The organism is Streptomyces sp. NPDC088766 (assembly GCF_044750845.1).
GTDB lineage: Bacteria > Actinomycetota > Actinomycetes > Streptomycetales > Streptomycetaceae > Streptomyces.
The window spans coordinates 218,348-231,093 of the sequence record NZ_JBIVKQ010000012.1; the positions used below are offsets into that span (position 1 = coordinate 218,348).

Here is a 12,746-nt window from a genome sequence, read left to right on the forward strand (position 1 = left end):
CCCTGAGGGAAGCCATGCTGCACGACATGTCCACAGGCCCGGCCGGGACGGCGGTCCGCATCCGGGGAGCTCACCACAGCGTCGGCCACCACGGAGAGATCCTCCAGGGCGTCTTCGAGTCCGACGGACGCCTGCGCCGCGCCCTGATCACCCTGCCCTGCCCCCTCTACGAGTCCCACGCCGTCTTCGAGCCGTCCGACACCGCGACCGGGATCGTCATGCGTGACCCGTGGCGTACCAAGGCGCGCCGGGCAGCCGAGCTGACCCTGCGCTCCCTGGGCGGCGTGCCCGCCGGCGGAACCCTCAGTCTGACCAGCAACATCCCGCCCAGCCGCGGGTTCGGCTCGTCCACCGCGGACGTCGTGGCGACCATCGGCGCGGTCTACGAGGCCGGCGGGCGCCGCCCCAGCCCCGCGCAGTACGCCGCCCTGGCCGTCGCGGCCGAGACCGCGTCCGACGCGCTCATGTACCCGCACCGCACCGTCCTGTTCGCGCACCGCGAGGGCGAGGTCATCGAGGACCTGGGCGGGCCTCTGATGCCGCTGGCCGTGCTGGGCTTCGGCACCAGCGCGGACAGCCTGGGCACCGACACCCTGACCCTGCCGCCCGCGCGCTACTCGGTCTGGGAGATCGAGGCGTTCCGCCCGCTGCTGGGCACGGTCCGCCGCGCCATCCGCACCGGGGACGTCACCCTGCTCGGCCGGGTGGCCACCGCCAGCGCCCGCATCAACCAGCGTCACCTTGCGGTCCCCGGGCTCAGCGGCCTCCTGCGGGTCAGCGAGGCGGTCGGCGCGGCCGGCCTCCAGGTCGCGCACAGCGGTGACGTGGCCGGGCTCCTCTTCGACCCCGCCGTGCCCGACCTCGCCGCCCGCACCGACGGCGCCCGCAAGCGCCTCGCCGCCCTGGGCATCCACGACACCTGGTACTTCACGACGACATGATGAGAACGGAGAGCATGCGATCATCCACTCTGCCCGCGGCCAGTGCGTCGGTCGTCGAGGCGACCGTCCTGCCGCGGCTCATACGGATCGGCCCCAACCTCTGCGTGGCCGCGTTCACCCTGATGAAACTGCTCCCGGCCCGTTTCATGATCGACCGGGCCGAGCAGCGCGGCGAACTCGCCCCCGGCACCACGGTCCTGGAGACGTCCTCGGGCACCTTCGCCCTGGGCCTCGCGATGGTGTGCCGACTACGCGGCTACCCCCTGGTCATCGTCGGCGACCCCGCCATCGACCCGGCGCTGCGCCGCAGGCTCCACGAGTTGGGCGCGCAGGTCGAGATCTGCGCCGAGCCCAGCCCCAACGGCGGCTTCCAGCAGGCGCGTCTGGACCGGCTGGAGGAGCTGCGGGCGCTGCACCCCGACCACTACGTCCCCGGCCAGTACCACAACCCCGACAACCCCAACGCCTACGCCGCCGTGGCCGAGCAGATCGCGGAGACCGTCGGTGCCGTGGACTGCCTGGTCGGCCCTGTCGGTTCCGGCGGGTCGACCGGCGGCACCGCCGCCTTCCTGCGGCTGCTCCAGCCGCAGATGCGCCTGATCGGGGTGGACACCTCGCCCAGCGCCATCTTCGGCCAGGCCGACGGGCCGCGGGTGGTGCGCGGCCTCGGCAACAGCCTGGTCCCGTCCAACGTCAGTCATGACGCCTACGACGAGGTGCACTGGGCGGGCCCCGCGGAGGTCTTCCGGGCCACCCGTGAACTGCACGCCCTGCACGCCCTCTACATGGGCCCCACCAGCGGCGCGTCCTTCCTGGTCGCCCGCTGGTTCGCCGAACGCCACCCCGACGCGCAGGTGGTCGCGTTCCTGCCCGACGAGGGGCACCGGTACCAGGGGACGGTGTACCAGGACGAGTGGCTGGCGGAACAGGGTCTGCTCGACGCGCCGGCCGCCCCCGCTCCCCGCACCGTCACCGACCCGCACGACGCCGTCGGAGGGTGGGCGCGCATGCACTGGCGTCGCCGCTCCCTCGACGACGCCACACGCGACGGCGTCGGCCGCTCCGCCCCCGCACCCGTGGAGGACCTGTGACCGATCCCTTCCTGGTCCTGGTGGAGTCCAACACCTCAGGCACCGGCCCCCTGTTCGCGCGGCGTGCCCGGGACCTCGGCGTCCGGCCGGTGCTGCTCGCCGAGGACCCGGGCCGCTACGGCTACGCCCGCGCCGAGGAGATCGACGTGGTCGAGGCCGACACGTCGAGCGCCGAGTCGGTCCTCGACGCGGTCGCCTCGCTCGACGCGGGACCCACGGCAGGAGTGACCACGAGTTCCGACTACTTCGTCCCCGTCGCCGCCGAGGCCGCGCGCGCCCTCGGCCTGCCCGGACCCGACCCGATCGCCACGATCCGCTGCCGGCACAAGGGCCACCAGCGTGCCGCGCTCGCCGCGCGGGGCGTACCGGTGGCCGCCCAGACCCTTGTCACCGACGCCGACGCGGCTCTCCACGCCGTCCGGCGCACCGGACTGCCGGCGGTCCTCAAGCCCGCCGACGGGTCCGGCAGCACCGGAGTGCGGCTGTGTGCCAGCCTGGCGGAAGCCGCCGAGCACGCCGCCGTCCTGCTGACCCGCACCCACAACGAGCGCGGCATCCCGACCGTGCCCGGCCTTCTCGTCGAGGAGTACGTGGACGGGCCGGAGTTCTCGGTCGAGGTGTTCGGGGACACCCCTGTCACCGTCGTGGGCAAACACCTCGGCGCCGCCCCGTACTTCGTCGAGACCGGGCACGACGTCCCCGCTCCGGTGCCGGACGGCACGGCACGGTCCCTGGCCGGCACGGCCGTCGCCGCGGTCGAGGCGCTCGGCCTCGGCCACGGCGCGGCCCACGTCGAACTGCGACTGGCAGCCCGGGGGCCCGTGGTGATCGAGGTCAACCCTCGCCTCGCGGGCGGCATGATCCCCGAACTGGTGCGCGCCGCCCTCGGGATCGACCTGGTCGCCGCCCAGGTCGGCGCGGCCCTTGGCCACCGCCCGGACCTGACGGCCCGCTCCGCGCACCACTCCAGCCTGCGATTCCTCGTGGTCGACGAGCCCTCGGTGCTGGGCGATCCGCCTGCCGCCCTCGCCGATCCGCCGCCCCACGTCACGGCCGCGGTCCTCACCGGGAGCAGGGGCGTGCCGCTCGCGCCGCGGCACGACCACCGCGACCGGGTAGGCCACGCCGTCGCCACCGCCCCCGACGCCTCGACCGCCGCACTGGCCGCTGACACGGCCCTGAGCCTGCTGCGCGCCTCCCTGCGCGCCCGAACCGTTCCGGAGGACACCGCATGACCGTCTCCGTCACCGGACGTCTGTCCTCCGCCGTGACACCGGCGGCGGCGGACATCCTCTTCGACCGGCACCTGCGGGTGCCCCCGGACCCGGTGGCCGCCGAGCTGCGGCCCACCAGCGAGGTGGACCGCGCCCACGTGGTGATGCTCACCGAGCAGGGGGTGATCGAGCGCGCGACCGCGGCCCGGCTGCTCTCCGGCATCGAGGAGCTGCGCGGCGCCGACTTCGCCCCCCTGCGTCACCTACCCGCCCCCCGGGGCCGCTACCTCGCCTACGAGGGCTACCTCGTGGACACCCTGGGCGAGGAGACCGGCGGCGTCCTGCACAGCGGCCGGTCCCGCAACGACCTCAACGCCACCGTCCTCAGGCTCCAGTTGCGGCGCCCCTACGACCGGCTCCTCACCGAGACCGACGCACTGGGCCGGGTCCTCGTCGAACAGGGCCGCCGCTGGGCCGGCACCGTCATGCCCGCGTACACCCACCACCAGCCCGCCGTGCCCATCACCTACGGCCACTACCTCGCCGGGGTTGCCGCCGCTCTCGTACGGGACATGGACCACCTGGAGCACGCGGGCCGCGAGCTGGGCGAGAACCCCCTCGGCGCGGGCGCCACCGGAGGAACCACCCTGCCCGTCGACGCGGCGCGCACCACCGAACTGCTCGGGTTCACCGCACCCTTGTCCAACTCCCTGCACGCCGTCGCCTCGCGGGACGTGGTGCTGCGGCTCCTCGCCGCCTGCACCGTGCTCGGCGTGCTCCTGACCCGGACCGCGCACGACCTCCAGTCCTGGACCAGCGCCGAGAACCCCCTGCTCCTGCTCCCCGACGACCTGGTCGGCAGCAGCTCGATGATGCCGCAGAAACGCAACCCGTTCCTGCTGGAGAACGTCCAGGGCAAGGCGGCCGCCGCGCTCGGGGCGCTCACCGCCGCGACCGCAGCGATGTCCACGGCCCGCTACACCAACGCCATCGCCGTGGGCACCGAGGCGGTCGGTCATCTGTGGCCGGCCCTGGAGGCCACCACCGACGCCGTGGTGCTGCTGCGGCTCATGTTCGAGGGCGCGGAGCCCGACCCCGGCCTCATGCTGCGGCGCGCGGCCGACGGGCACACGGCGGCCACCGCGCTCGCCGAGCGCCTGGTCGTGGCGGGGGTGCCGTTCCGCACGGCGCACCACACGGTCGGCGAGATCAGCACCATGGCCCTCGCCACCGGCCGCACCTTCCAGGACACCGCCGCCGCACACCTCGCCGACCGTCCCGGGGACCTGCTCGACGCCCTGGACCCGGCGTCGATCGCCGCCGCGGCCGTCGCCGGGGGCGGCCCCGCCGCGGCGTCCGTGACCGCGGCCCTCGACGACGCCGACGGCGAACTCGACCGGCTGGCCGCCTCCGCCGAGGCCCGCCGCACCCACTGGGCGACCGCCGAACGCCGCCTCGGCGACGTCGTGTCCGCCCTGATCCGCCGACCGTGAGGAAGCCCCACCCATGAGCCACGTCGTTGAACTGCGCAGTGACACCTTCACCCTGCCCACCCCCCGGATGCTCGACGCCGCCAGGGCGGCCCGCCTCGGCGACGACGTCTACGGCGAGGACCCGACCGTACGGGAGCTGGAGGAGCTGTCGGCGAAGCTGCTGGGCAAGGCGGCCGGTGTCCTGATGCCCACCGGCACGATGGCGAACCTGGCCGCGCTGCTCACCCACAGCCCGCGCGGCGGCAAGGCCGTCGTCGGCGCCGAGTCCGACATCTACGTCTACGAGGCGGGCGGTGCCTCGGTGTTCGGAGGCCTCGTCTACGAACCCGTGCCTGCCGCCGCGGACGGCACTCTGCCGCTGGCCGCGGTGGCGGAGGCCTTCGAGGTCGACCGGGAGGACCCGCAGTTCGCGCTGCCCGCGGTGCTCTGCCTGGAGACGCCGAACAACCGTCTCGGCGGGATCCCCCTCGACACCGGCTACCTCGCGGCGGCCGGCGCCCTGGCCCGCGCGCACGGCGTCGCCCTGCACCTGGACGGGGCCCGCGTCTTCAACGCGGCCCTCGCCCTCGGGGTGCCGGCCGCCGACATCGCCGCCCCCGCGGACACCGTCCAGTTCTGCCTGTCCAAGGGGCTGTCCGCCCCGATCGGGTCGATGCTCGTCGGCGACGAGGAGTCCATCGCAGGCGCCCGCCGGTACCGCAAGATGCTCGGCGGCGGCATGCGTCAGGCGGGCATGATCGCGGCGTGCGGGATCGTCGCCCTGACCGAGATGACCGACCGCCTCGCCGACGACCACACCCACGCGCGCCGGCTCGCCGACGGCCTCGCCAGGATCACCGGACTGCGCCTCGACGCCGAACCCCCGCGCACCAACATGGTGTTCTTCACCGTGGACGGCGACCTCACCGCCCATACCACCGACTCCGTCATCAAGGGGGCGCGCGCCCACGGCGTGCACCTGGCGGAACTGGGACGGGGCCGCATCCGCGCGGTCACCCACTCCGGGGTGACGGCCGCCGACGTCGACCGGGCCGTGACGGTCCTCACGGACGTCGTGGCCACCGCGCCCGGGGCCCGGTGGTGAGCGAGCAGGTCACCACGCCCGCACCCCCGCCCGCCTCGCTCGGCGCCCACCCCGCGTTCCGGTTGTTCTGGGCGGCGGAGTCGGTCAGCCAGTTCGGGACGTACGTCGGCAACGCGCTGCTTCCGCTGCTGGCCGCCACCAGGCTGGCGGCGACCCCGCTGGAGATGGGCCTACTCAGTGCCGCGGAGACGACCGGGTACCTGCTGATCGGGCTCCCGGCGGGGGTGTGGGTGGCCCGGGCCCGGCAGCGGCTGCTGATGCGGCGCGCCAACAGCGGCCGGGCCCTGCTGCTGTGCACGATCCCGGTGGCCTGGTGGGCCGGCCTGCTCACGGTCGGCCAGCTGATCGCCGTGGCCCTGCTGTGCGGTGTCCTCGCCGTGCTCTTCGACGTCGCCTACCAGTCCCACCTCCCCGCTCTGGTCGACCGCGACCGTCTCCTCGAGGGCAACGCCCGTCTCCAGTCGAGCCAGTCCCTCGCCCAGATCACCGGGCCCGGCGTGGGCGGCGCGTTCGCCCAGCTCGCCGGGCCCGCCCTGCCCGTGCTGGCCACGGCTCTCGGCTACCTGACCTCGACCCTGCTGCTGCGCCGCGTCCGGGAGCCGGACCCGGCGCGCCCCGCGCAGGGCACCGACCGGCGGCTGCTCGCCGAGATACGCGCCGGGCTGCGGTTCCTGGCGTGCAGCCGCACGCTGCTGGCCATCACCGGCTGCACGGCGACCGCGAACTTCTTCGCCGGTGTGCTGAGCGCCGTGCAGGTCCTCTTCCTGACCGCGGTGCTCGGCCTCTCCGGGTCCGCGGCCGGGGCCGTCCTGAGCGTGCTGGGTCTGGGAGGGGTACTCGGTGCGCTAACGGCGTACCGCGTCGTGCGCCGGGTCGGCCAGGCTCGGGCGGTGTGGCTGGTACCGCTGGTGACCTTCCCGGCTCTGCTGCTGGTGCCGCTCGCGGGGCGCGGGGCGCTGCTCGTCCCGGCTCTCGTCGGGCTCCTGGTCACCGGGTACGGCGTCGTCGTGTACAACGTCGCCCAGGTCAGCTACCGGCAGGTGGTGTGCCCCGAGGCGATGCTGGCCCGGGTGAACGCCTCGGTGCGCTTCGTCGGGTTCGGCGCGATGACCTTGGGTGCGCTGGCCGGTGGCGTGCTCGGCGAGTCGGCGGCCGGTGTCCGGGGCACCCTGTGGACCGCGGCCTGCGGCACCTGCCTGGCCGCGGTGTGGGTGGTGTGCTCACCGCTGCGCGGGATGCATGACTTCGCGCGCACGGGGATGGATGGGGCCGGCGGTGCCGCCGAGCGGGGCGCCTGACCCCGCGGGTGCGGGCGAGGATCCCGGCGGCGATGGACACCGCCGTCTCCTGTGGGGTCGCGGCAGCGAGGTCGAGGCCGATCGGCGCGTTCAGCCGGACGACGGCACCCTGCTCTGCCTCGGGCCGGGCCGCCGGTCAGGTCAGGTCAGGTCAGGTACGCGGTATGCGAGTCGAGTGGGAGAGCTGGAGAGCGGTCTCCTCGGCTGCCGCAAAGTGGCCTCGGGCGCCGTCGTGGTGGTGCCCAGTCCGCGCGGGGAACCCATGCTGGTCGCGTGCTTCGTCCCTCGTGACGAGGCCCGCGACACGCTCACGGAGCGGTTGCCCCGCGAGACGGCGGCGTTCCTGCCGACGGACACGGTGCCCGCCAGGTTCCTGCCGCTGCCCGAGTTGCCTCTCACCCTCAGCGGCAAACTGGACCGCGGTGCGCTGGAGAAGACGGCCGGCACCCGCACCCGCACCCGCTGATGTCGGCGGAGGATGTGTTCACGCCGGCCTCGGGCGAACCGGCCCACCACCAGGTTGTGGTCGGCGGTCACCCAGCCGGCTCCCGGTGTGCGTCTCCCGGCCCGAATTCTTTCGAACTACCCTTCTCTCACAGTCTGTTCACACCCGTTTCTTCCACTACGCTCTTTTCGCCACCCATTCGTCTTTGCTGTCGGGCAGCTTGGTGAGCACCTTCCCCCATGGTCAGCGAGTCGCGATCTGGAGAACCTTGACTCAGCAGGGATCACAGCCCGGAAACCCCGCACTTATCGTCAGATTACAGGAGCAAAAGTGAAAGTCAGCCGTCCCGTCACCACAGTGATCACAGTCGCGCTGCTCGCCCTCGGCGCCACATCCGGCGCACAGAGCTCGGCCCTCCAGTCCGTGGTCGCCGTAGTAGTCTCCGGCGACAGCGGCTGGGGCAGTGTGGAACCCCCCGTCGCATCGGACCGGCTGCGCACGGCGACCCCGACGGACGACAGCGGCTGGGGCTGAGCCGGGCACGCGGGGTGCTCCGCGCACCGTGCAGGACTTCCCGCCCGGAGGTTCCCCGCACCACCCGAGAAACGACCGGTCCGCCCTTCCGCCGGGGGGCCGGCTCACGTCAGGGTTTCCCTGCGACGAGGAAAGACGGAATGGACACACGTCGACCGTTGGTTGCCGAAGCTCTCGCGTCACTGAGCGACCGTGAGTGCGAGGTCCTGCGACACCTCGCCGACGGCCTCACCTACACGTCCATCGCACGCCGAATGGACCTGAGTCCGCACACCGTCGACACCTATCTGCGCAGGATCCGGGAGAAGTCAGGGGCCCGGAGCCGGGTCCATCTGCTGCGTCTCGCCATCGCCGCGGCCGAGGAACAGGACCCTGAGGAGACGACAACTCCCCCGGCGTGAAGCGCAACCGCCCGGTGGGGCCGACGGTCACGGACAGAGACCGGCCGTCGGCCCCACCGGGCGGTTGCACGACCTCACCCCCCCAACCTCGCGCACAACCCCCTGTGTGGCGGGAACACGTGACTACATGTTTCGCGGCACGAACGCCACGATGCCTCTCACACCGCCGTCGGACGGCAGCGGGACATCTGGGTCCCGGAGGAAGCGAACGAAGACGAAGCCGACTCGACGGTGCACACAAGCCCCTCACCAGGGACAGGACCGACGCGAGATCGGAGAGTCAAAGCTGTGCCTGAGCCCAGACGGCTGGTGAGGCCGCTCGAGTCCTTTGTCCAGGAGTTGGCGCTGTGCGTCGCCACGAACGGGGACCGGGGACCGGCACTGCTGTGGCCCGAGGACTCCGAGACACTGCCGGAGCTGCTGCGCATCGCGCGGCCCGCTTATCAGCAGGAACGCTGGCGGTACGCTTCCGATGCGGCGCCGCCCCGGACCGACGGATGTCCGGGGAAGCCCGGGGGCCCGGAAGCGGAGCCGCTGCTGCTGGCATCGACGCTCGGCGCGCTGCTGGAGCTGCGGGTCCGCCCGTCCTTCCGGTTCATGCGCTCCATGTCGGTCGGCGAACAACAGGCTTCGAGCACGGTCGAGCACATCGTGACTGTGCTCGAAGGCGCGTGCCGTTGCAGGCTCACCCGCACGGACGGCGCTCCGGGGAATACCGTGGATCTGCGCCTTCGCGCGGGCGGGACACTCTTCGTGCCCCGCGACCACGCCTACGCTCTGCTGGACGTCCACACTCCGACGGTCCTGATGGAACTCCTCCTGAGCGATCCTTATTGACGGTCCATCAGAAGGTTTTCCTCATCGGCACGTTCGCCGGACCGCGCTACTCGTCTTGCGGGTCGCCGTCCTCGTCGTCCGGGCCGTCGCCGAGCAGACCCCGGGTGGCGACGGCGAAACCGGCCTGGAAGCGGCTCTCCGCCCCCAGGGCCTGCATGATGTCCGCGATGTGCTTCCGCGTGGTGCGCAGCGACATGCCGAGGCGCCGGGCGATCGTCTCGTCCTTCCGACCCGTCGCGAGCAGCCTCAGGATGGTCCGGTCGAGATCCTTGGCCACGGCTTCCAGTCCATCGGTGGCCGCGTCGGAGAACGGCTGGGCCTCCGTCCACGCCTGCTCGAACAGCTCGCACAGGAAGTGCACGACCGACGGCTCGCGGATGACGACCGCGCCCCACGTGCCCTTGTGGTCGGGCAGGAAGGCCAGCTCACGGTCGAACACGATCATCCGGCCGAAGAGCTGGTGGGCGGTGCGGTATTCGGCTCCGAGGGCGCTGGCCATGGCGACGTACGCCTGGCTGGGGCTGTTGAACCGCGCGGTGTGGTGGTACAGGGTGCGGATCCGCACCCCGCGGGCGAGCATCTCACCGTCTCTGGCCAGCGCGTCCTTCAGCACTTCGGGTGCCCGCGTGCCGCCCGGCTGGACGGTGATCATCTCCTCGCGGCACAGCTCGGCGGCCCGGTCCAGGGCGGCTCGCACCTCGGTCAGAGCGGGGATGGTGTCGAGGGGTGCGGGGGTGGCGCGCTGGGCCTCCTCGTAGTGCGAGGAGAGCTGGGCGAACTGGTCGCGGAAGGCACGCAGCGAGATCTGCTGCTCGCGTATGGTTCTCTCCAGCGGGGCGGTGGCCACGGCAGCGGCCAGATGGGGGTCGACCGCCCGCATCACCTGGTCGCCCTCCGCGTGCCGCTGGAGCAGGCCCATCTGGAGGAGGGCGTCGACGGCACGTGTCACCGAGGCCTCGTCGAGCGCCAGTTCCGCGGCCATCCGGGAGAGGTCGAACTGCCGGTGCAGGGCAAGCCACCGGTAGACGGCAACCTCATCGCCGCCGAGTCGGTCGCCGACATCGAAAGGCCGGCTCTTGACCTCATGTCTCAACGGCATCCCCTCTCCGTGACAAGTAACGCGGGACCGCGGTACACGCCGCCGCCCGTTCCCGGGACCGGCACGTGGCGCGTCGATGGCGTGGTGGAGGGGAATCGACTCGGGCAGCCGTCGGGGAGCCGATTCGCCCGAGCCCGACCGGCGTATTCGGGAGCCGCGTGACCTCTGCTGTCTCCGCGGCCTCTGCGTGAACAGGAGGCGACTCGCGTCGAGCAGAACCGGTCGGCGACGGTCATGGATGGCAAGGCGTCTCCTCCGTCGGGGTCGAGAAGGTGTCGTGTGGTCATCGCATCCGTTCCCCAGGTCGGCCCGCATGCACCAGACGGGCCGACAATCCGACGAGTGTTCACCGCATCGTCGGTTTGGACCGTCAGGCCCAACACCGCACGACACGGCCGGCTACATCGGAGAGGTATCGGACACTCCCCCGACGCAGCCCGGTCCGGCCTCTCAAGCCGCCAAACCGACCCCCGGTCGACACTCCACGCACCGCCGGTCCGCACCGGTGGTGGCCCGTATCGGAATCAGTCCCTCCCTGGGCGAGACAACCATAGCGCCCAGGTAAGCAAGGGGACATGACAATCGGCGCCGCTCGGCGCTCCGCGGCACGAGCATGCGCGGCCCCGCCCCGACCCCCGGCCGGGGCCGGCGTGACGGCCGACCGAAGTCAACCGATCCGGGCGAGGGGGAGATGGCGTGTGGCGGGATTCAGCGTGCCGCGCGTGGGGAACGTCCGGGCTCTTGGGACAGAACAGCCAGTCTTCCGAGTCAGGAATTCTGCTCAGATGTCCAGGGTTGCCTGGTGGCACGTACTGGGCGGCCGAAGGCCGAGTCGATCCTGCAAGGACGTGGCCGCGCAGTCGGGCTCCCCACCGCATGCGGTGGGCCGCCGGCGGAAGCGGTTCGTCGAGCACCGGATCGCCGGGCCGGGTGACATGCCGCGTCCCGGCGGCCCCCGGACGGTCACCGACGAGCAGGTGGCCGCGGTGGTGACCAAGACGCCGGAGTCGACGCCGACGAATGCCACGCACTGGTCGACACGGGCGATGGCCCAGGAGATGGGATTGTCGCAGTCGACCGTGTCGCGGATCTGGCGGGCCTTCGGGCTGCAGCCGCACCGCACCGAGACGTTCGAACTGCCGACGGACCCGTACTTCGTCGACAAGGTGCACGACGTGGTCGGCCTGTACCTGGCCCCGCCCGAGCGGGCCTTGGTGATCTGCGTGGACGAGAAGAGCCAGATCCAGGCGCCGGACCGCTCCCAGCCGGTGCTGCCGATGATGCCCGGTGTCCCGCAAGGTGACCGGCTCCCTGCACCGCCGGCACCGGGCCGAGGAGTTCAAGAAGTTCCTGTTCGAACTCGACCGGGAGGCGCCGGCGGGCCTGGATGTTCATCCGGTGTTGGACAGCCACGCCACCCACAAGACTCCGGCCATCAAGACCTGGCTGCCGGCCCGCCCCTGTTTCCACCTGCGCTTCACACCCACCGGATCGTCCCGGCCCAACCTGAGCGGGCCGGCCGTGTGGACATGGAGACGGCCCCTGCGGCGGAGACCTCTTCGCCGCAGGAGACGCCCAGGACATCGCGCGTGCGCGGTGCCGGTCGCGCACGAAGTCGTCGGCAGCGCAAGAAGTCAGCCCGCGGGGGTGTTGTAGTTGACGATCCCCTCCACCAGGAGAGCGACCGCACCGGCCAGTGGGCTGGCCGCTCCCGTGCCCACGACGTCGGGCAGCTTGTGCGCCTCGCTCTCGGTGACTGCCACCATGCCCCAGAACGCGTTGAAGCCCGAGGGATCCGCCGGCTTGTCGGTGGCCGCCCCCACGGTCAGGACTCCCCCCGTCTCGGTCACGGCCAGCGCGCCCATCTGCCGCAGCGTGTCGTGATCCCGCTCCTCGGCGGCCACCACGCTCCAGCCCGCCACCTCCACCTGCCGTAAGGCGTCAAGGAGTTTGCCCGGCGTGTCCGCGCCCGAGACAACGATGTCGGGAAGGACGAGGGCCACCGTCCCCTGTGTCATCGGCAGGGCGGACCGGATCGCCCCGTCGAGACCGGGTCCGAACGACTCGTCCTGGTAGACGAAGACCATCTGGAAGGTGTCGGCATAGCGGGCGAGGTAACCCACCGTGTCCAGCTTGTGCGTTCCGAACACGACGACCAGGCGCACGTTGAGTCCGCTCTTGGCGAGTTCGACGACCGATTCCAGGCTGCGGTCCAGCACGGTGACCCCGGGCGCCAGAGAGTGCAGCTCCTTCGGATAGGGCGCCCCGAAACGGGTTCCGTGTCCGGCGCAGGGCAGGATGACCGAAAC

General features: G+C 72.3%; 11 protein-coding genes and 1 pseudogene. 10 read left to right on the forward strand and 2 right to left on the reverse strand.

From position 1 onward, the window contains the following. The first annotated feature begins 26 nt into the window (after positions 1-26). From ACIP5W_RS19100 to ACIP5W_RS19140, 9 genes are all read left to right on the forward strand, one after another. Positions 27-941 (forward strand): hypothetical protein, encoded by a 915-nt coding sequence (locus ACIP5W_RS19100; protein WP_401474387.1) that lies wholly within the window; start codon positions 27-29, stop codon positions 939-941. 14 nt (positions 942-955) lie between these two features. Then, on the forward strand, positions 956-2,032 hold the full coding sequence (locus ACIP5W_RS19105; RefSeq protein ID WP_401474391.1) for a pyridoxal-phosphate dependent enzyme: 1,077 nt from the start codon (positions 956-958) through the stop codon (positions 2,030-2,032). Beyond that, positions 2,029-3,267: an ATP-grasp domain-containing protein gene (locus tag ACIP5W_RS19110; protein WP_401474394.1), complete on the forward strand. Its 1,239-nt coding sequence runs from the start codon at positions 2,029-2,031 to the stop codon at positions 3,265-3,267. Before ACIP5W_RS19105 ends, ACIP5W_RS19110 begins: the two co-directional genes overlap by 4 nt. After that, a complete protein-coding gene (locus ACIP5W_RS19115; protein WP_401474397.1) occupies positions 3,264-4,739 on the forward strand; it encodes a lyase family protein in 1,476 nt (491 codons plus the stop codon). The genes ACIP5W_RS19110 and ACIP5W_RS19115 overlap by 4 nt, the downstream gene beginning before the upstream one ends. Positions 4,740-4,752: 13 nt before the next feature. Further along, entirely contained in the window at positions 4,753-5,823 is a 1,071-nt protein-coding gene (locus tag ACIP5W_RS19120; protein ID WP_401474400.1) for a GntG family PLP-dependent aldolase, read from the forward strand. Then, a complete protein-coding gene (locus ACIP5W_RS19125; RefSeq protein WP_401474403.1) occupies positions 5,820-7,121 on the forward strand; it encodes an MFS transporter in 1,302 nt (433 codons plus the stop codon). Before ACIP5W_RS19120 ends, ACIP5W_RS19125 begins: the two co-directional genes overlap by 4 nt. Before the next feature lie 175 nt (positions 7,122-7,296). Beyond that, positions 7,297-7,587: a hypothetical protein gene (locus ACIP5W_RS19130; RefSeq protein WP_401474406.1), complete on the forward strand. Its 291-nt coding sequence runs from the start codon at positions 7,297-7,299 to the stop codon at positions 7,585-7,587. Between the two features lie 653 nt (positions 7,588-8,240). Next, positions 8,241-8,501, forward strand: coding sequence for a helix-turn-helix transcriptional regulator (locus ACIP5W_RS19135; RefSeq protein ID WP_401474409.1), 261 nt, complete (start codon positions 8,241-8,243; stop codon positions 8,499-8,501). A 288-nt stretch (positions 8,502-8,789) separates the two neighbouring features. After that, positions 8,790-9,338, forward strand: coding sequence for a hypothetical protein (locus tag ACIP5W_RS19140; protein WP_401474411.1), 549 nt, complete (start codon positions 8,790-8,792; stop codon positions 9,336-9,338). 46 nt (positions 9,339-9,384) lie between these two features. Here ACIP5W_RS19140 and ACIP5W_RS19145 read toward each other — a convergent pair whose 3' ends face one another. Further along, positions 9,385-10,437 carry a LuxR C-terminal-related transcriptional regulator gene (locus ACIP5W_RS19145; RefSeq protein WP_401474414.1) on the reverse strand — a complete coding sequence of 351 codons (1,053 nt, stop codon included), beginning with the start codon at positions 10,435-10,437 and terminating at the stop codon, positions 9,385-9,387. Positions 10,438-11,318: 881 nt separating this feature from the next. On the opposite strand from ACIP5W_RS19145, the pseudogene ACIP5W_RS19150 reads away from it, so the two are divergent. Further along, positions 11,319-12,003: pseudogene (locus tag ACIP5W_RS19150) on the forward strand (helix-turn-helix domain-containing protein); the annotation flags it as partial. Positions 12,004-12,071: 68 nt separating this feature from the next. Here ACIP5W_RS19150 and ACIP5W_RS19155 read toward each other — a convergent pair. Beyond that, entirely contained in the window at positions 12,072-12,656 is a 585-nt protein-coding gene (locus ACIP5W_RS19155; protein WP_401474416.1) for a hypothetical protein, read from the reverse strand. Positions 12,657-12,746 lie beyond the last annotated feature (90 nt).

Coding starts and splice junctions, on each gene's coding strand:
- ACIP5W_RS19115 (WP_401474397.1), top strand. CDS start 3,264: ATGACCGTCTCCGTCACCGGACGTCTGTCCTCCGCCGTGACACCGGCG.
- ACIP5W_RS19100 (WP_401474387.1), top strand. CDS start 27: ATGTCCACAGGCCCGGCCGGGACGGCGGTCCGCATCCGGGGAGCTCAC.
- ACIP5W_RS19145 (WP_401474414.1), bottom strand. CDS start 10,437: ATGCCGTTGAGACATGAGGTCAAGAGCCGGCCTTTCGATGTCGGCGAC.
- ACIP5W_RS19105 (WP_401474391.1), top strand. CDS start 956: ATGCGATCATCCACTCTGCCCGCGGCCAGTGCGTCGGTCGTCGAGGCG.
- ACIP5W_RS19135 (WP_401474409.1), top strand. CDS start 8,241: ATGGACACACGTCGACCGTTGGTTGCCGAAGCTCTCGCGTCACTGAGC.
- ACIP5W_RS19120 (WP_401474400.1), top strand. CDS start 4,753: ATGAGCCACGTCGTTGAACTGCGCAGTGACACCTTCACCCTGCCCACC.